The sequence below is a fragment of the Streptomyces sp. NPDC087845 genome, assembly GCF_044742755.1.
In the GTDB taxonomy this organism is placed as follows: Bacteria; Actinomycetota; Actinomycetes; order Streptomycetales; family Streptomycetaceae; genus Streptomyces.
In genome coordinates, this window is sequence record NZ_JBIUVC010000020.1 from 52,523 (window position 1) to 69,241 (window position 16,719).

The 16,719-nt window shown below is 68.1% G+C and carries 16 protein-coding genes; all 16 read right to left on the bottom strand.

What is annotated here, in order from left to right; all coding sequences use genetic code 11:
* Nucleotide 1: 1 nt before the first annotated feature.
* The gene (locus ACIOMQ_RS34960) at nucleotides 2-205 is read right to left on the bottom strand and encodes a hypothetical protein (RefSeq protein ID WP_351072932.1); all 204 of its coding nucleotides are present in this window, start codon (nucleotides 203-205) and stop codon (nucleotides 2-4) included.
* A complete protein-coding gene (locus ACIOMQ_RS34965) occupies nucleotides 205-489 on the bottom strand; it encodes a hypothetical protein (RefSeq protein WP_362207746.1) in 285 nt (94 codons plus the stop codon). The genes ACIOMQ_RS34960 and ACIOMQ_RS34965 overlap by 1 nt, the downstream gene beginning before the upstream one ends.
* Nucleotides 490-508: 19 nt before the next feature.
* A complete protein-coding gene (locus ACIOMQ_RS34970; protein ID WP_402191818.1) occupies nucleotides 509-1,117 on the bottom strand; it encodes a DUF5753 domain-containing protein in 609 nt (202 codons plus the stop codon).
* Between the two features lie 176 nt (nucleotides 1,118-1,293).
* Nucleotides 1,294-1,857 (bottom strand): NUDIX hydrolase, encoded by a 564-nt coding sequence (locus ACIOMQ_RS34975; protein ID WP_362207740.1) that lies wholly within the window; start codon nucleotides 1,855-1,857, stop codon nucleotides 1,294-1,296.
* A gap of 559 nt (nucleotides 1,858-2,416) precedes the next feature.
* Nucleotides 2,417-3,031: a type I-E CRISPR-associated protein Cas6/Cse3/CasE gene (locus tag ACIOMQ_RS34980; RefSeq protein WP_362207738.1), complete on the bottom strand. Its 615-nt coding sequence runs from the start codon at nucleotides 3,029-3,031 to the stop codon at nucleotides 2,417-2,419.
* A 68-nt stretch (nucleotides 3,032-3,099) separates the two neighbouring features.
* Entirely contained in the window at nucleotides 3,100-3,834 is a 735-nt protein-coding gene (cas5e, locus tag ACIOMQ_RS34985; RefSeq protein WP_402191821.1) for a type I-E CRISPR-associated protein Cas5/CasD, read from the bottom strand.
* Between the two features lies 1 nt (nucleotide 3,835).
* A complete protein-coding gene (locus tag ACIOMQ_RS34990; RefSeq protein ID WP_402191825.1) occupies nucleotides 3,836-5,080 on the bottom strand; it encodes a type I-E CRISPR-associated protein Cas7/Cse4/CasC in 1,245 nt (414 codons plus the stop codon).
* Nucleotides 5,077-7,035: a type I-E CRISPR-associated protein Cse1/CasA gene (locus ACIOMQ_RS34995; protein WP_402191827.1), complete on the bottom strand. Its 1,959-nt coding sequence runs from the start codon at nucleotides 7,033-7,035 to the stop codon at nucleotides 5,077-5,079. Before ACIOMQ_RS34995 ends, ACIOMQ_RS34990 begins: the two co-directional genes overlap by 4 nt.
* Nucleotides 7,032-8,630, bottom strand: a complete 1,599-nt coding sequence (locus ACIOMQ_RS35000; RefSeq protein WP_402191829.1) for a DEAD/DEAH box helicase family protein — start codon at nucleotides 8,628-8,630, stop codon at nucleotides 7,032-7,034. Before ACIOMQ_RS35000 ends, ACIOMQ_RS34995 begins: the two co-directional genes overlap by 4 nt.
* Before the next feature lie 303 nt (nucleotides 8,631-8,933).
* Nucleotides 8,934-10,853: a glycoside hydrolase family 15 protein gene (locus tag ACIOMQ_RS35005; protein WP_362207723.1), complete on the bottom strand. Its 1,920-nt coding sequence runs from the start codon at nucleotides 10,851-10,853 to the stop codon at nucleotides 8,934-8,936.
* A 179-nt stretch (nucleotides 10,854-11,032) separates the two neighbouring features.
* Nucleotides 11,033-12,301 carry a hypothetical protein gene (locus ACIOMQ_RS35010; protein ID WP_402191831.1) on the bottom strand — a complete coding sequence of 423 codons (1,269 nt, stop codon included), beginning with the start codon at nucleotides 12,299-12,301 and terminating at the stop codon, nucleotides 11,033-11,035.
* Nucleotides 12,302-12,439: 138 nt separating this feature from the next.
* Nucleotides 12,440-13,237, bottom strand: coding sequence for a hypothetical protein (locus tag ACIOMQ_RS35015; RefSeq protein WP_402191833.1), 798 nt, complete (start codon nucleotides 13,235-13,237; stop codon nucleotides 12,440-12,442).
* 283 nt (nucleotides 13,238-13,520) lie between these two features.
* Nucleotides 13,521-14,621 (bottom strand): hypothetical protein, encoded by a 1,101-nt coding sequence (locus tag ACIOMQ_RS35020; protein ID WP_362207715.1) that lies wholly within the window; start codon nucleotides 14,619-14,621, stop codon nucleotides 13,521-13,523.
* A gap of 214 nt (nucleotides 14,622-14,835) precedes the next feature.
* Nucleotides 14,836-15,522, bottom strand: a complete 687-nt coding sequence (locus ACIOMQ_RS35025) for a hypothetical protein (protein WP_351072909.1) — start codon at nucleotides 15,520-15,522, stop codon at nucleotides 14,836-14,838.
* Between the two features lie 103 nt (nucleotides 15,523-15,625).
* Nucleotides 15,626-16,468, bottom strand: a complete 843-nt coding sequence (locus ACIOMQ_RS35030) for a Scr1 family TA system antitoxin-like transcriptional regulator (protein ID WP_362207711.1) — start codon at nucleotides 16,466-16,468, stop codon at nucleotides 15,626-15,628.
* Nucleotides 16,465-16,707, bottom strand: coding sequence for a DUF5999 family protein (locus tag ACIOMQ_RS35035; RefSeq protein WP_362207708.1), 243 nt, complete (start codon nucleotides 16,705-16,707; stop codon nucleotides 16,465-16,467). The genes ACIOMQ_RS35030 and ACIOMQ_RS35035 overlap by 4 nt, the downstream gene beginning before the upstream one ends.
* Between the last annotated feature and the right edge of the window lie 12 nt (nucleotides 16,708-16,719).

Genomic DNA, 16,719 nt, shown 5'->3' on the forward strand with positions numbered 1-16,719 from the left:
GCTACCGGATGCTCTGGATCTGGGCGTCGTCCCAGGTGCCGCCGTCGTCGACGAAAACGGTCTCTTCGGGGAAACACATGGAGGCGGGATCTCCTGTGGCGTCGGCCGACACCCAGTCGACGGCGAGGCCGCGGTCGACTGGGGTGGTGACACCGAGTGTCCAAGTCCTGGGGAAGCGCCAATCACTGCCCCGTTGCGAAACCATCACCGCCAGCTGTACGTCCGGTCGGTGATTGAAGGGAGCATTACCGCGCATGGTGTGGGAGTGGGCCTGGCGAGCTGGCTGAGCGCTTGCCCGACGGCGGGGTAGAGGTGGTAGGCAGCTGCTTGCGCCAGGGGGATCCACACCACGCGGGTGGCGTCCTCGGCGTCCTGCTCGGTAGTGGTGAGCGAGTCGCGGACATGGCGGGGGATGGACAGGACGTGGATGAGGTGGAGGCGGCGGAAGGGCTCATTGCTGCCCGGCCGTGTGGTGGTCTGGTCCTGCACCCAGCGCAGCTGGGGTTGGTCAGGGATGCCGGCAAGGTCGAGGCTGAGTTCCTCCTTGAGTTCGCGGGCGAGCCCGGCTGGAACTTCCTCCGCGAGCGGGCTGTCCGTAGACGGCAGACTGCTGGAGAAGGCTGAACGCCTTTCGGAACACGACGAGCCGCTCCGGGGCCGTGATTGTCTCGCCGCCTCGGAATCCCTCCACCTCCACCCTCCGGTCGTCGTAGATCGAGAAGCTGTCTCCCGGGTACACGAGGAGGCGGGCGCGGGCCGGGATGATCCCAAGAGTGAGGCCCGGCAGGGTGGTGGCATCAATCAGCCGGCGAAGTTGTCCCCGCATCACGTCGGCGCCGCCGATGTTCGTGAACAGTGCCTGCTCGCCGAGCAGGACGTGGCAAGTGCGGCCTTCCTGCCCGATGTACTGCGCCCGTGCAGTCCGGGCGGCGACACCCGCCTCGATGTCGTCGGGAATGCCGTGGAAGTCAACGACGAGCCGCAGCATAGCTGCGGCGTACTCCGGGGTCTGCAGGTTCCCCCAGACGACCCCCGGGGAATAGCCCGCGTAGTTGGTGGTGTTCTTGACCAGATCCAGGAAGCTCTGTTGCACGGGACTGGTGCCCTCGCGGAGCAAGTCACCCCAGGAGCTGCCGCTCCTCGAAGGTGGTGTGGTCGTCATATTGGCGATCCTGACAGGTCGGGGCCACTTGCGTCCTGGTATTGGCCCAGGCTCACCGCGGGGCAGAACGAGGTCGGCCGTCATCTCTGAATCTCTTTTCGAGGAGGCCATCGGCTGGAGTCTGAGCTGACTCATCGACACGGAGTGGTCCGGCGCCCATCGCGCAGATAGGCGATGTAGGTGCCGGCTTCCGCGGCCAGGGCCGCTTCCACGCGCCTTCGCAGGCGCTCGGGAAACCGAGCGAGGGCCTCCTCGTCCGCGACAAGGGCAGCACCATCGATCTCGCCAGTCTGAAGCGCAAGATCGTCCGTCGTCCGTACGTTCCCAGGCAGCGTGAACTGGTAGATGAAGGTGATCAGCGGCCGGCCGTAGACCGAGGCCGGAGTCGTGTCCACGGCCAGGAGGCGGCCGAGCGGCACGCCCGTCACCCCGAGCTCTTCAAAGAGTTCGCGCAGCAGGCCATCCTCCGGATCCTCGTCGTCGTTCATCCCGCCAGGCAGGTCCCATCCTGCTTTGTATGGCGGGTCGAGAATGAGCATGCGCCCGTCGGTGGCGCGGACGATGGCGTCGGCCGCGGCCAGAGGCCCCGGATGCGTGGCCAGATAGGCGACGAGCTCTGGGGCCGCCTCTGGCGTGTGCGAGTGCTGGGTGGCGAGTTGTGAGCTCAGTGGGATGGGCGTGGTCGTGTTCTGCATGAGGTCCGGTCTCTTGTTGGGTTCGGGATCGGTGAGAGGCGGATGTGGCTGGTGAAGTCGGCGGTGTCCTTACCGAGTCCGCATAGGGGCAGCCTTGTGTGGCGGTGGCCGACCGTGTAAGGTGAGTTGGTGAAAGTCTCGTGGGAGACCCTCACAGCGCACCACTGCGCCGAGGCTGAGGCTGAGGCCGAGGTCCGTCCGTCAGCCGGTCCGGGAGACGGGCAAGCTGCTAGAGAACGGGGGCCGGGCCTGCGCGCACGGGCGTGCCGACCCGGACAGGCAGCGGGGAGGCGTCGAAGGGCACTGCGGCCCCACCAGTGTGGGGAAGGCGACGTAAGGCCGGTCCTGAACTCCCTCAGAACGGTGCATCCTCACGGATATGAGGAGAGGGTGGCCTGCGCTTCTTCTTGGAGATCACTGCGGCCCCACCAGCGTGGGGAGGTTCGAGCGCAGAGCGGCCTTGAGCTCCCAGCACGTGGTACAGCCTCACCAATGTGAGGAGATGAGAATGGGAGTCTCACAGGAAGATTGTACGCCCTGGGTTTCTGGGTGTTGGGTTTCACCGGACATGGTGAATGCGCAGCAGACCACAGCCGTAGGCCTTGGCCTGCCCGACGCCCTGTGCCAGGGCATGCACAAGGAGTTCAGGGTCGAGAACCCGGCTACGGGCTGTCATTTCCCTGTAGAACGCGGTGATTCTGTCCCCGGTCCTCGTGCGCGTCCCGGTCATGCACACACGCTCGCCGGGAACGATGTCGTGGAGTGGCTCCAGGCCGCTGCGTACCAGATGGCGATGCAACCAGCGTGCGGCCTCGTCCGGCGCGGGCAGACTGAGGCGCTTCCTGGTGAGGAGGTCTCTCCTGACGGGGTTGGCGATCACCTGTATGTCGATGATGTCGCCGGCGGTGACGTGATGCTCGACAGGGAAGACGTCTGCCCTGATGAGGCGTCCGGCGGCAAGGAGCGGCTGCCAGTTCGGGTGGGAAGGCGCCTGGACCAGGATCTTTTCGGGCGGTGCAGCCGTGAGAATTCGGGCACGGTCGGGCTGGGGTATGCCGCGCCGGGCGGCGTACAGCACGTGCGCTGGGCGGGGCGCTGGTTCGGCTGCATCGGGGGTCTGGTTGCTGAACCCGGAGAGAACCAGCGAATGAAGGCGGTGCACGTTGTCGCACACAGTCTGTTCGGGTGGGGAGAGTGTGAGTGCCGATCGGACCGTGGTGAAGATGGCCGCAGGGCGGGGTGTCATTGCGGGAGCTCCGGGGCAGGGGGCATGGTCGAGGTTCGCAGGAACAGGGTGGTGTGATGGCGGGCGGTGAAGCTCACGGGATTCTCGGAGCTTGGGAAGGCGCCGGTGGTGGGCGGCACTTCGGTCCATACGGTGGGTCGGGTGACGGTTGCTTCGGGCAGCAGACTGACGTGGCTGGGCCACTGATCGGGCCCATACGGGGTCGTGCCGTGGGCGACGGCACGGGCGGGTGGGCAGCAGTGCCGGCCCAGGAACAGTAGCCGTGCTGGTTGACGCAGCGCACCGTCGATGGTGTGCGCGAGCTGCGCGTTTTCGGTGCTCAGCCCGGCGAGGAAAGCTGCGTCTTCGAGGTAGTGCTTGGTGATCAGGACCGGGTCGCGGCTGCCCTTCTTCCGTGAGGCCCGGAGTGTTCCCTCGGGGCTCAGATCTGGGTCGCGCGGTGCGCCGTACCAGTGGTCCGGGTTCGCGGGTGTTGGGCCGGTTGTGGGGAAGCGTCCGCCGCCGGCGGTTTGCTCGTCGATCATCTGCCGGCCGGGCCGGTCGGCGCGGACGGCGAAGACCATCTGGGTCAGGTCGTGCAGAGGTGCGTCACTGCTGAGTCCGAGGGCATTGGCGACCAGGCCGACGACCGCGCTTTTGGTGGGGCGTGAGCGGGTGGCACGCTCTTCCCAGTGTGATGCGGTCCCGTATGACTGCATCGGGCCGGTCAGGCGGAGCAGTACGGTGACCACGTCAGTACCCCTTCACGGTCAGTACGCCGGGGAGGCCGGGTGGGGTGTCGCCGGTTGGCGACTGCCACAGAGCGGTTCCACCGCGCAGGTCGAGGTGGTGGAGGTAGGCGGCCAGTCGGGCGGCGGCGTGGGTGCCTGCGGGTTGTGATGTGATCGCGTCTTCGAACGCGGGGCCTGCGGTCAGGGCTTCGTCGCTGGCTGCGATCACGGCAAGGGTGGGGCGGGGCGGGGATCCGGTGCGGGAGCGCTTGGCTGAGGGCAGGCTGCGGACGATGGCCCGTGTCCAGCGGCGCTCGGCGCTCTGAGCCAGGGCTTCGACTTCGTCATCCGTCTTGCCGGAGAAGGCCAGGTTCAGGCGCAGCTGGCGCCGGTCCAGCGAGGCTTGCCGGTAGAGCGTGCCCGAGACCAGGTATTGGCGGCCCAGCATGCCGGTGTCGGCGAAGACGCCGCCGTCCTGGTAGTCGTCTCCCGCCGTGAATTCGTCAGTGATCCGGTGGAGCGGGTCGACGCTGAAGCCGTGGGCGACGTGGGCGGCGGAGAAGACCCTGCTGCGGGGGAGCCCGGCGAGCATCCGGCCGAAGAGTGCTATTTCTTCCACGGTGCCGGGTTCCAGGGCTGCCTGAGCGGCGGTGACCAGGGGCTCGGACAGGTCCATAGCCGGGCTCACAGCTTGTGTTTTCCTGCCAGATGGTGCGCCTCGGCCAGCGGTTTCTGTGGTCAGAGCGTCGGCGATGATCTCGTCCATTCGTTCCCGCGGGTCGGCGAGCTCGTTCCAGTGCGACATCACGAGCCGGCTGAGCTGCTGCGCGCTGTCGGCGGGCACGTAGGTCATGACTTTGGTCCGGCCGGGGTCGGCCGGGCTGATGGTCAAGCCGGTCGCGGCGACGATGAGGGCCGCGGCGGGCATCGCGTCGGCGAGGTCGACGTCATATTCCGTTTCGAGATGCCGGGCTACGGCGTGGGGGAGCGACCTGGTGGAGACGGCGTCGCTGCGGTCGTGGCTGCCGTCCGTGCGCAGGTACTCGCGGGCGGCCCGGACCAGGGATTGGGAGGAGACCCGCATTCGTTCGATTCCGCCGTAGCGGAGGGTTTTGGGCAGGTCGTTCATGTCCCGGTTGAGGCTCACACCGACCAACGTGGTGAGCGAATGAACTACCACGAAGGGACCGGGGCTGCTGGTGATGTCGGTGACCTGCCCTTCGGCCGGTACCGGCCGGGCGGTGAGGTCGGTGGCGTGAGTGGTCATGCGGCGAGGTGTCCTTCTCCGGAGGGGGCGGGCTGATGGCGGGGTGGCAGCGGCTGGCTGGTGTAGAACTGCGTCTGCCAGCGTTCCTGGATGTCCGGGCCCCAGTTCGCGAGGTCGTGCATGAGGCTGGTCCAGTCCGGGGTCATCCGCCGGGCCGCAGCGAACTGGATCTGGTGCAGGAGCAGGGGTCTCAGGTCCTCGAGGCACGGGGCGTCGAGTATCAGCGTCATGGCGGCGCGTGTGGGCTGGTGCCGTGGCCCGCGGCGGTGCCCGGTACCGAAGGCGCGCATCAGCCGGGCCAGTGGCGCGTTCCCGTACGGGTTCTCGGCACGGGACGCCCGCCGGTGGACAGCGAACAGAGCCGCGGTCAGCATGCCCGCCTGGTGCATGTCGTCGGGAACGATCCGGGTCACGGATGAGTAGGCCGGGTTGGTCACCGACGGCTGAACGGCCCAGGCGGCGAGGTGCGCGATGAGACCACGGGTATGGCGGCTGCGGGCCCAGCTGCCCAGTTTCCGGGTCAGTACGTCGACAGGGTCGCAGGACTCGGATTCCTCAGGGCGGTACGGCGTGTCGGCGGTGGTGAAGAGACTGTCGTCGAGGTCGAGGTCGAGGTCGAGGTCGAGGTCGAGGTCGAGGTCGAGGTCGAGGTCGCCGTGCAGTGCACGCGCCCGTTCCTCGTCGGACGCGAGCATGAAGGTCTCCTTGAACAGGTGTGCGGAGCCGAAGCCGGGAGTGGTGTCTGTGGCCTGGTGGCGGGCTCTCATGACGCAGGCGGCGGCTTTCTTCCCTCTGGCATCGCCGAGCAACGAGCCGGGCAGAAAGACGTGGCGCGTGTTGACGATCTTCTTGTTGCGGATCACGGTCAGGCCGGTGACGCGGACGTCCGGAGGCTGACAGCTGGCGGCTTCGGCGGCCCGGCGTGCAGTCTGGGCCCAGCTGTCTTCGGGCGCTGTCCACCAGCTGTGCAGCAGGGGCGCCGCGTCTTCTTCGCTGGTCACCGCTTCTGCGGACAATCGGGCTCCGGCCGCGGTCGTCAGGAGGTCACGACAACCGGGGCGCGCGGTGAGCGGGTCCGTCTGTGTGCTGGCTGCCCACCCTTGGGCGAACATGGTGCGGGCCACAGTGCCGTCGGCACGTGGCAACAGCAGAATCCGGCGGGGATGCCAGGTCAACGCGTCCGCCTCCCCATCGGGAACCAGGCCGCCCTCGCCGGCCGTCCCCTGGGCGGCGGAGGCCTGGCGTGGGGTGTAGGTCCAGTGGGCTGTACCGAGCCCTGGGTCGGGCAGAGGCGTCAGCCGCCAGGCGAGCATTTGTGCCACGGTGCCGTCCGGCTGGATGACCAGTCCACCGCACGCGTCCGACCGGCGGCCGAAGTTGGACCCCTTCCCGTAGACAGCGTCACTCGCGGATATCCGTCCGCCCAGACACCACATCTGCTGGACCAGAAGCAGTCCGGCCGCACGGGCGGCAGACACCGGTGTGGAGGCGTACAGATGGCGGTGGTCGGACAGCAGCGGCCGCCGGATGGCCGCGGTCAGGTCGAGGTACAGCACCTCAATTCCGGCGTCGGGCCGGTCGTCGGCTGCCGCGTGCAGCGAGCCGTCCTGGAACAGCGGCCTGTTCGGATGGAACAGGTCCAGGTCTGCCGCATGGTCACCTACCCAGCACACCGCCGGCTCCAGGTCGATGCCGCAGCGGACCTGGTGCCGGTACTCCCGCTGCCCCGACGGGCCGCATCCTGCTGCATACGCGACTGCGGCGAGCAGTCGTGCTGTCGCCGCCCACAGCAGAGGATCAGTGGCAGCCAGACGAACCCGGCCCGCCTGCTCCAGTACCTGTGTGAGCGACAGCAGGGCACGCCGCCCGGACGGGTACATCGCCTCGATGAACGGCAGAACAGCCAGACTGGCCGACGGCGGGCCGGCTGGCCGGGGCGATGCCGCGCCCGTCACTGGTCCGGCTCCCCTTCGTCGGGGACAGCCAGCTGTTCCGCCAGATCCGTCAACGCGCGGGCATCCTCTGGGGACTGCGCCAGCGCTTGCGTTCCGGCCGTCGCTCGCAGCATCCGCGCCAGCCACTCCTCCTCCGTGGTGTGCGCCGCATACACGTACAGAGTCAGCGAGCGCTCACCATCGCGCTGAGTCCGGCCCTCCGCCTGCAGACCGCGCTTCCCACCGGTCAGAACATCAGCAATCACACAGGCCCGCGGGGCCCGCGTCGCGTCCTTCCCCTTGCCCGCACCACCGCGTTCACCCGCATGAAGATTGATGCCCTCCAGCGAGTTGACGACCGCGACCAGGGCCCGGCCCCCTTGGAACGCCTGCCGCTTCAGCTCCCGGATGCCACGCGAGGCGCCGGTGATCTCCACCACCCGGTCCGGCAGACCACGCGCCTTCAGCTCCACCGCGGTGAGACGCGCGATAGCGGAGACGTTGTCGAGGTACCAGGCAGGAACCACCACCTGATAGCCGTCCTCCACCAGCCCCGCCACGATCTCCGCCACCTTCGGCGCCTTGAGAAGCGACGCCTTCTGCACGCGGCGCAACGCCTGCGACGTACCGTCGACCGTGCTGTCCGTGATTTCGAGCCCGTGCAGGGCCCGGAACTCCGTCCAGGCAGATTCGTAGCGCTCCCGGTCGCTGGGGGAGAGCTCTACCGGGCGCAGTTCCCGCGTCATGGGCGGCAGGCCGAGTTCCTCGGCAGTTGCGGTCGCTCCGACACCCTGGGAGAACAAAAGGGACTCGACCATTTTCACGTCGCCTCCGCTCAGGTCATGAGCCCACCGCCCGCCCTGATCTGCGTTCAGCTCGAACCCGAGTTTGCTCAGCCATGCCGCGTAGTCGGCCTTGCTCAGCTTGCCCGGTGCGTCGACGCCGGCGGCATGCGCCAGAAGATCACTCACATACGCCGTCTCCTCCGGACTGGAGAAGGGCGAAGCCGAGGCACGCAGAAACCAAGGCCGCCGCCTGGTCCCGGGAGCGGGGAGGATCAGCCGGTTGATCATCCGAGAACGCAGAGAGGAGGGCGACGCCAGCATGTGCGACTCGTCCACGATCACCGCGTCGAACGCGACACGAGGAACGCCGCCCTCGGCCGCGAACTCGGCGGCCCTGTCAACCGGGAGAGAGTTGAGCTGCCACACAGGGTGATCGAACAACCGCCACAACTGCTCGGGGTTGATCACCACCCAGCGCTTGCCGCCACTGCCGAAATACCCGATCGCGCTGCGCCATGCCGGAACCACATCCAACCTGGTCACCACGAGCACCGTACGGACATCCGGCAGGTCGAGCGTCCCGCAGATGACCATCGCCGTCTTGCCCGAGCCCGTCGGATACGCCAACAGGAATCCAGGAGCCCCGGATGCGTATGCCGTCTTCATCATTCTCACCGGCTCGACCTGATGCGTCCGCAGGGCGGGGCGCTCCCGAGGTGCAGAGGGAGGCGGCAGACGCCCGTTCAGAATGTCCTGGACCATCCACTCCAACGAGAACACCGGCGCCGCATAGCCGACCAGAGCACGAGGAAGACGCCTTCCCCGGAACACGGGAAGTCTCCATCGGGCATCCCTGCGAACCCCGGGAAGGCTGGGTGCTCCTTGACGCAGAACGAACAGGTGCTTGTCCTGGGACGACACAGAACTGGGTACTGGCCGGATGGCCGGAGAAATCACGACGCCGTGCTCCTGGTGCTGAATCAATTGGGTGGTGATGAAACAAGGGGGGAGGCTGACAGACCGTGCGGACGACGTCACGCCCGCATCGGGATCACCGGCGCCAGGCGGTACTCAGCCAGTGGGTACCTGGCCGGGCAATGAGCCGCGCGCCGCTGTATGCCCTGAGCCGGTCCTTCAGCGTGACGCCTCTGCGGGACTGCTGGCCGCCGACGGGCCCTGTGGCGCAGACGGCACGCTCATCGCCCCGGCGGGTCGGAGCTGTTTCGGGAGAGTCACCTTCAAGTGGTGACCGCTGTCGTGTTCGGCTTGGGCCTTCTCGAATGCGAGGGCGCTGTCGATCAGCGTGAGCATGGAAAAGGCTTGGGGGAAGTTCCCCACCTGGCGCTGCAGCCGGGGGTCCCACTCCTCCGCGAGCAGGCCGAGATCGTTGCGCAGGGACAGCAGCCGCTCGAAGAGCTGGCGTGCCTCGTCGACCCGGCCGATCATCGCCAGGTCGTCCGCCAGCCAGAACGAGCAGGCCAGGAACGCGCCCTCGTCGCCCTCCAGGCCGTCGACGCCCGCGTCCTCGCCCTTGGTGGGGTAGCGCAGCACGAAGCCGTCCTCCGTGGACAGCTCGCGCTGGATCGCCTCGATCGTGCCGATCACGCGCTTGTCGTCCGGCGGCAGGAAGCCCATCTGGGGGATCAGGAGGAGGGAGGCGTCCAGCTCCTTCGACCCGTAGGACTGGGTGAAGGTATTGCGCTCCTTGTCGTAGCCCCGGTCGCAGACATCGCGGTGGATTTCGTCGCGCAGTTCCCGCAGCCGTTCCAGCGGCCCTTCCGCGTCCCCGGACTCGATCAGCTTGATGGTGCGGTCGACGGCGACCCAGGCCATCACCTTCGAGTGGACGAAGTGGCGGCGCGGGCCGCGCACCTCCCAGATGCCCTCGTCCGGCTCGCCCCAGTGCTTCTCCAGGTACTCGATCAGCTTGAGCTGGAGGCCCATCGCGTAGTCGTTGCGGGTCAGGCCCGTCATATGGGCGAGGTGCAGCGCCTCGATGACCTCGCCGTACACGTCCAGCTGGAGCTGGCCCGCCGCGCCGTTGCCGACCCGGACCGGGCCGGAGTTCTCGTAACCGGGCAGCCAGTCCAGCTTGGCCTCGCCCAGCTCGCGCTCGCCCGCGATGCCGTACATGATCTGCAGGTTCTCCGGGTCACCGGCGACCGCCCTCAGCAGCCACTCGCGCCAGGCGCGGGCCTCCTCGCGGTAGCCGGTGCGCAGCAGGGACGAGAGGGTGATCGCGGCGTCACGCAGCCAGGTGTAGCGATAGTCCCAGTTCCGGGAGCCGCCGATGTCCTCGGGCAGCGACGTGGTCGGCGCGGCGACGATGCCGCCGGTCGGCGCGTACGTCAGGGCCTTGAGGGTGATCAGGGAGCGGACCACGGCCTCGCGGTAGGGCCCGTGGTACGTGCACTGCTCGATCCATTCACGCCAGAAGTCCGCGGTCGCGTCCAGCGAGCTCTCCGGGTCCGGAAGACCGGGCGGCTCGTGGTGCGAAGGCTGCCAGCTGATCGTGAACGCGATCCGGTCCCCGGGCGCGACCGTGAAATCGGAGTACGTCGTCAGGTTCTCGCCGAAGGTGTCGGCGGGGGTGTCCAGCCAGACGGAGTCCGGGCCGGCGACGGCGACCGTACGGCCGTCGACCTTGTGCACCCACGGTGTGACCCGCCCGTAGCTGAACCGCATCCGCAGCTCGGAGCGCATCGGCACCCGGCCGCTGATCCCCTCCACGATCCGGATCACCTGCGGTGCACCGTCACGAGGCGGCATGAAATCGGTCACTCTGACCGTTCCGCGCGGTGTGTCCCATTCCGATTCCAGGATGAGGGAGTCCCCGCGGTAACGGCGGCGGTCCGCGGACGGCGGCTTTGCCCCGTCCTCCCGCGCCGGTCCCAGGCGCCAGAAGCCGTGCTCCTCGGTACCCAGCAGTCCCGCGAAAATAGCGTGCGAATCGAAGCGGGGAAGGCACAGCCAGTCCACTGTGCCGTCCCGGCAGACCAGGGCGGCGGTCTGCATGTCTCCGATGAGTGCGTAATCCTCTATAAGGCCGGCCATTGATAGTCCGTCTCCGAATCGTGGGTCCAGGCCGTGAAGGGCCAGGACCGAATGGGGGTGATGTACGAATGAGGGCATCGCGCACGCGGGCGGCCCGCCGCACCGGTAGTGGCCACGCGGAAGGCGTGGCCGAGGCGGACCAGATGCGCCCCGGGGCCCTTCCAGGTAGTGCGTGACGCTCAGCTGCTGAGGCCTGTGAGTCGGCTTCGGAGCCGCAGTACGTCGGAGTTGCTGCACAGCGACTCATACGCGGCCAGAGCCTGGCCGAACCAGTCGGCCGCTTCCTGCGGCAGCCCGGCCTCCTTGGCGTTGAGGCCGAGAAACTCAACGGTCCGGGCCGCCCACATGTAGGCACGGCAGGCCACGAACTCCTCGTGGGCGCCCTTGCCAAGGCGCAGAGATTCGCTGTGGTCCCCGCACTGGGCCACCGCTCGCGACCACCACGCTTTCGCACGGGCGGCGTCGCACGGGTCGCCGGCCTCAGTGAGTGCCTGGTGCGCCTTCGCGAGCCGGGAGGCTGCGGAGGCAGGGTCGTCGCATGCCAGATCGAGCCGGCCGAGTTCGGTATCCGCCAGCCCCACCCCACCCAAGTCCTTGGCCGTGACGCGCATTTGGCGCGCGGAGATCAGACGCCGGCGAGATTGGGTATACCGTCCGAGCTCTCGGTACTGCACACCTTGCTCATGTCGTGACCGGGCCGTCATCTGGGTGTCGCCGGCCTTCTCGGCCATCGATTCCACGTCCCGGAACGCCTGCAGCGCCCGTTGGTGCTCGCCGGTGTGGCCGTATCCGAGGCCGAGAGTGTTCAGCAGCACCCGCCCCGCCGCGTGCTCTCCGCATCGCTGTGCCGATCTCACCGCGGCCTCGTGGGCCTCGATCCACCACTGAGAGCGGTGGAAGTGTCGCCAGGCTGGCCACATCGCGTGAACCAGCTGCCAGACACAAGCGTGCAGGTCTGCCCGGGTCGCGGCCCGGACCGCGGTCATCAGATTGGGGAGCTGGCTCTCCAGCCAGGCCAGTGCCTCGGGTTCCGACGCGAAGGAGAGCGGTACAGGCTGCGAGGCGGCCGTGTAGGTCCGGCGGAACCCGGCGTGGCTGGGCGTGATGAGCTGCTCGGCTGCGGAGGTAGTGGCGATCAGCCATTCCAGGGCCAGGTGCACGACTTCCCGCTTGCTCTCCGGGTGCGCGGTGGCCCGGGCATGGGCAAGGACCTCATCGTGGTACACGAACACCCGTCCACGTCCGGGCTGCTCGTCCGCGCGTGTCAGGAGCTGGGCGTCGGCCAGTGCGGTCAACAGGTCCATGACGTCGGCATGGGTGCCGCCGCATACAGCAGCGGCGAGCGCGACATCCACGTCCTTCACGGGTAGGAGCGCGAGGCGCTGGCAGGCGGTTGCGGCCTGGGACGGGAGGGACGTGTAAGCGGCGTCGAGTGGCGGGTGGGGCATGGTGCTCCTGTGCGGGGCGGTTATGGGCAGGGAAGCCTGGGCACGGACAGATCCGGGGGTCAGCGGTTCAGCGGGGCAGTGACGCGGCGACAATTACGGACAGCGGCGCTGCGATCAGGACGGTGAGCCGCAATGCGATCAGAGCGGTTCGGGGCATCGGGCGGCTCCGGTGTGTACGTAGGCGCGACTGAGTTGCTCCTGCGCGGCATACACGAGCAGCTCGCGTGAGGCCGCAGGTGTGATGAGTTCCCACGTATCGGACATAAGGGCGGACAGGCGCATGTCCGCCAGCAGGTAGAGGACGCCGTCGTGCTCCGGCCGGGCGAAGACCGGCCCGGCCGGCATCCTGAGCTCGACCAGATGGCCTTGCGGCGCGGCGATCCGACCGGGCACCACACTCAACTCATCAACGTCCAGGCCGAGGAGGTACTGCAGCTGCGGTGCCATCACCTCGGGGGCGACGCGGTCAGTGAGGAGGATGCGCTCGTCCAGGACGTAGGCCGTATGCGGGGAAGGCAGCGGGGCGTCGGGAAGCGCGGGCGAGGGGCATCCGACCGCGCGAGCATACGCAGCGGTCTGCAGCGGCGGCGGAATCAGCGCGGTCGAGAGCCACCGCACCTCTCGCGCCTGCCGGGCGCATCCTGCCAGGCGCCGGTGATGTCCGGGGGCCTCGTCCGCGATGTTTTCCGACCGGTGCATGGCAGCGCTGGCCAGGTTCTTCAGCACGGGGATGTCGTCGGAGCAGTGGTAGAGCTGGCACAGCAGTTCGATGTGCCAGAGCGCGATCGGGGTATGTCCGGCCTCCATCGAGAGGACAGTCTCCTCGCTTACGCGGATCAGATCGGCAGGCTGCGCGGGCCAGATGAGGCGACGCTCGCGCGCGTCCCTCAGATATCCGCCCACGGCCCGTATGGCGGGGTGTGTAGCGACGGGCATCACATACCCCCCGTCTCAGCGCGGCCGGCGAAGGCGGCGCGGGCGGGCCAGGCGGTCGATCCGCCGCCCCACGCCGGGCACGGTGGGGCAGCCGGTGGCGTCGCAGTGCCGGACACCTGGGTGCGACGGCCGCTGCCTGCGGATGCCGCCGGGTGGCAGCCGGGGACAGCGGGGTGGGTCGGCTCCTCACTCGTCTTCGTCCCCAGAAGTGCTCCTATATCAACGCGCGGTACCTCGGCTGCTTCGTCGAGCAGGCAAGTGCTCACGCGCCCGCGTCCCCTGTTCACTGTGCGCCTCCGCGAGCTTCCACGGGGCCGGACAGGCTGGGAGGGAGGGCCAGTGCCTCAGCGCTGTCCCCGCCGATCAGCTGTATGACCTCGCGCGCGTCCCACCAGATGTCGGGTGGCAGCGCCCAGTACACGGGTCCGCTGGATGCCGCGTATGGGGGCAGGTGCAGGACGGTTCCGCTCCTCAGTGCACGGCTGCCCGCATAGCGCCACCGCTCGGCCATCGAGTTGGGTCGCATCAGAAAGACCGCGTAGCGGCCCTCACTGTTACCCAGCACGGGCCCCCACCGCTCGGGCGGAATCCCGCTGTCATGCATGCGTTGCAGTACGTCGCGGCAGACGTCAGGGCTCACACGTATTGCCTGTACGTGGGTTCCAACCACCGCAGTCATGTCCTGGAGATCGCTCAGGGGGGAGTGTCGGGAACTGTCCTCCCGGATGGGCAGGTTCCTGGGCAGCAGCTTCAGAGGGTCAGCGATCGAGGGCCGAGGTTTCGGGTCCTCCGGCCGCGGCTGCAGCGTCTGCCGATAGACCCGGCCGAACGGAAACGGCTGCTCCTTGCAGGACCTGCTGCCAGATGCGGGAGTCTCCAAGATTTGTGCCGGTTCAGTCCCGATATGCATCGGTGCGGAGGCAGACCACGGTGGCGTGACCCCCTCGTGGCCGGACAGGATGCCCGTCCTGAACGCGAGACCGAGAAGCCCGCAGTCGGTCAGCTTCGTGATGCCGCGGAGATCGGTCAGGGCCCTTTCGACGTCGTCTGGGGGCGTGCCATCGGCCCGAGCAATGGTCGCAATCAGCCTTTTGTCGGGGACGTCGTAGCGCAGACCGCACCACACGAGCCGGGTGAGTTCATCTACCGGATCGCACAGCGGCGTACGAAGCCTGGACAGATCGACGCCTCCACCGGCCAGCAGAAGGTACGCGAGCGGACGCTCGGCTGTCACTCCCACCCGAATTCGCGCATCCCGCAGATGGGACCGCACCCCACCGGCGGTTAGGCAGAGCTCGTCAGCGATCTCATATGGGGTGAGACCAACGGCGTTCAGCGCCGCGACCTCCCTGCGACGAGGTGAAAGGTCAAATGGTGCGTTCATCGGTCCTCATGAAGTTGCGGCAGCGGCCGGTAAGCGGCTGGGGGTGTCGTGGTGTCCAGGCCGGGTGGTCCAGCCCGCACGAGCTCTGTCAACCGGCTCAGGTCGAGCTTCCCGGCCGGTCCCGGGCGGCTGGCCGACTGGCGCGCGCCATCGATATGGCGGCTCATCGACGCTTCCTGGGCACGGGGCCTCAGAAGCCGGCTCTGTGCAGGCATTACGGCCTCCCCAGTTGTACAGCGAGATCGGCGACGAACTCAGGGTCGGCGAAGGTCACCTCGCGAAGGTCCCGGACGAGGCGGGTCGCTACCGCGGCCGACATGACCCGCTTGTTCCGCAACGGCACCAGCTGCTCCGGCACGATGACGCCGGGCGGCGGGTAGAGGTCGGCGAACACCCCGAAGACCTCGGCCCGGCGCACCCACAGCAGCTGCCGGCCGCGCTCAGCCAGGACAGGGCATCTGCGCAGAGCGCACCTGGCACAGGAGGGAGGCATGTCCGTCGGGCCTTTGATGGCGCTGGGTTCTCCGGTCTCCAGGAACTCGGTCAGCACCCACAGTGTCCCCTTCTTGGGTACGTGGGTGGCCGGTTTGCCACAGCCCTGGCACCACCGGCGGTCCATGCAATGAAATTGGCGCACGGCCGAGAGTCGACTCCCGTCCACCCTGCCGCCGGGGGTGCCCACCGTACGGGCGAGCAGGACATCGATGCCGGGGTAGCGGTCGTAGGGGCCCGGTGTGCGGTAGGCGATCCACCCGTTCGTGCCTTTCACCAGATCCGGCGCCGGCGACTCCTCGTCCGCGGTCATGGCGATGTAGGGCACATGCTGGGCCTTGAGGGGGCTCGGCGGCACGGCCGGGCCGGCCAGGACGTCACGTCCGGCAGGTTCGGGACCTCTGTGCATTTCTTTCCATTTCGGGTGAAACGTGAGACAGGGTTCAGGGATGGAGTGCGGGTTTTTGACGGAAGCGGTGCTGTACCCCTATCCGGGTTCGGGGTTTCATGCGTCAGAGATGCAAGAGCGGCTTCCCCTTGACCGCCGCATCACGGTTGTGCTCCAGCAGAGCGCGTGACTCGGCCTCCGGCAGTGACGCGGCGGCGGCCCGCTGAAGGAACTCGCCCGTGCGAACCTCCTCGTCCGCTCCGCCCCGGTACCTGGCACCCCAGCCCTCGGTGGCGTAGAGACGCACGCCGTCCGGCAGGACGAGTTCAGTGACATTGACGTCCGGCGCGTAGACCTGGGCGACCATCGGCATGACCCGTAGCCGGATCAGGCCCTGGTCCACAGCGTCGATGAGGTGCTGGATCTGGTCGGCGAAGGCAGCCGTGCCGCCGACCGGGCGGGCAAGGACGGACGCCTCCAGCACCATCGTGGCCCCGGGAGCACCGACACTCGCGGGGCGGGGCACGAGATTCCCGGCGTTGGGCAGGACATAGCAGGCCGCCGTGTACTCAGGCACCTGCAAGCACCGTGGGATGAGCACCATGTTGAAGAAGGAGGCCGCGACAGCGCGGTACTCAAGGGCCGCGAGACGGTCGGACCATCCCTCGTGGTCGTCGACTGCCTGGTACACGTCCGCCGCCGCCTGCCTTCCGGTCTGCGAGACGAGCCGGATGAATACCTCATGCTCAGTGACCCCGTACGCGGACAGGAGTGCCGTGGCCTCGGAGGCGGACACTGCCCGGCCTGCCGACTCGATGCGGCTCATCACCGAGTTCGACAAGCGGACCCGACCGCGGACCTCGGCGGCGGTCAGCTTGTTGTCCTCACGGAGGTAGCGCAGATAGTTACCTGTGACGACGCGTCCGGTCGGAGGATCGGCAATGCCCAGACTGCGACGGGTGCTCATGCCGCAGCCTCCGAACTGACGGCCTGACTACTAGGAAGAGGCCGGCGCGGTCCCACCGCTTTTCCATCCGGGAGCAGTTCACCAGTGTCGAGAAGGAGAACGCCGTTGCACAGCAGGCAGCCCTGTTCCGGAACGTAGCGCTTCAGCCGTGCGGCGTCGCAGTCGGGAGCCGGCGCTTCGGGGCAGGGAGGAATGTGGGAGCAGCCGGACGGAGTTGTGTTCGGGGTTGCAGTTGTCACGGGAGACGTTCC

Excerpts from the sequence above, each read along its gene's own strand:
- ACIOMQ_RS35010 (WP_402191831.1), bottom strand. The coding sequence starts at position 12,301 with ATGCCCCACCCGCCACTCGACGCCGCTTACACGTCCCTCCCGTCCCAG.
- ACIOMQ_RS34990 (WP_402191825.1), bottom strand. The coding sequence starts at position 5,080 with ATGACCACTCACGCCACCGACCTCACCGCCCGGCCGGTACCGGCCGAA.
- ACIOMQ_RS35015 (WP_402191833.1), bottom strand. The coding sequence starts at position 13,237 with ATGCCCGTCGCTACACACCCCGCCATACGGGCCGTGGGCGGATATCTG.
- ACIOMQ_RS34960 (WP_351072932.1), bottom strand. The coding sequence starts at position 205 with ATGGTTTCGCAACGGGGCAGTGATTGGCGCTTCCCCAGGACTTGGACA.
- ACIOMQ_RS35025 (WP_351072909.1), bottom strand. The coding sequence starts at position 15,522 with ATGCACAGAGGTCCCGAACCTGCCGGACGTGACGTCCTGGCCGGCCCG.
- ACIOMQ_RS34975 (WP_362207740.1), bottom strand. The coding sequence starts at position 1,857 with ATGCAGAACACGACCACGCCCATCCCACTGAGCTCACAACTCGCCACC.
- ACIOMQ_RS35005 (WP_362207723.1), bottom strand. The coding sequence starts at position 10,853 with ATGGCCGGCCTTATAGAGGATTACGCACTCATCGGAGACATGCAGACC.
- ACIOMQ_RS35020 (WP_362207715.1), bottom strand. The coding sequence starts at position 14,621 with ATGAACGCACCATTTGACCTTTCACCTCGTCGCAGGGAGGTCGCGGCG.
- ACIOMQ_RS35030 (WP_362207711.1), bottom strand. The coding sequence starts at position 16,468 with ATGAGCACCCGTCGCAGTCTGGGCATTGCCGATCCTCCGACCGGACGC.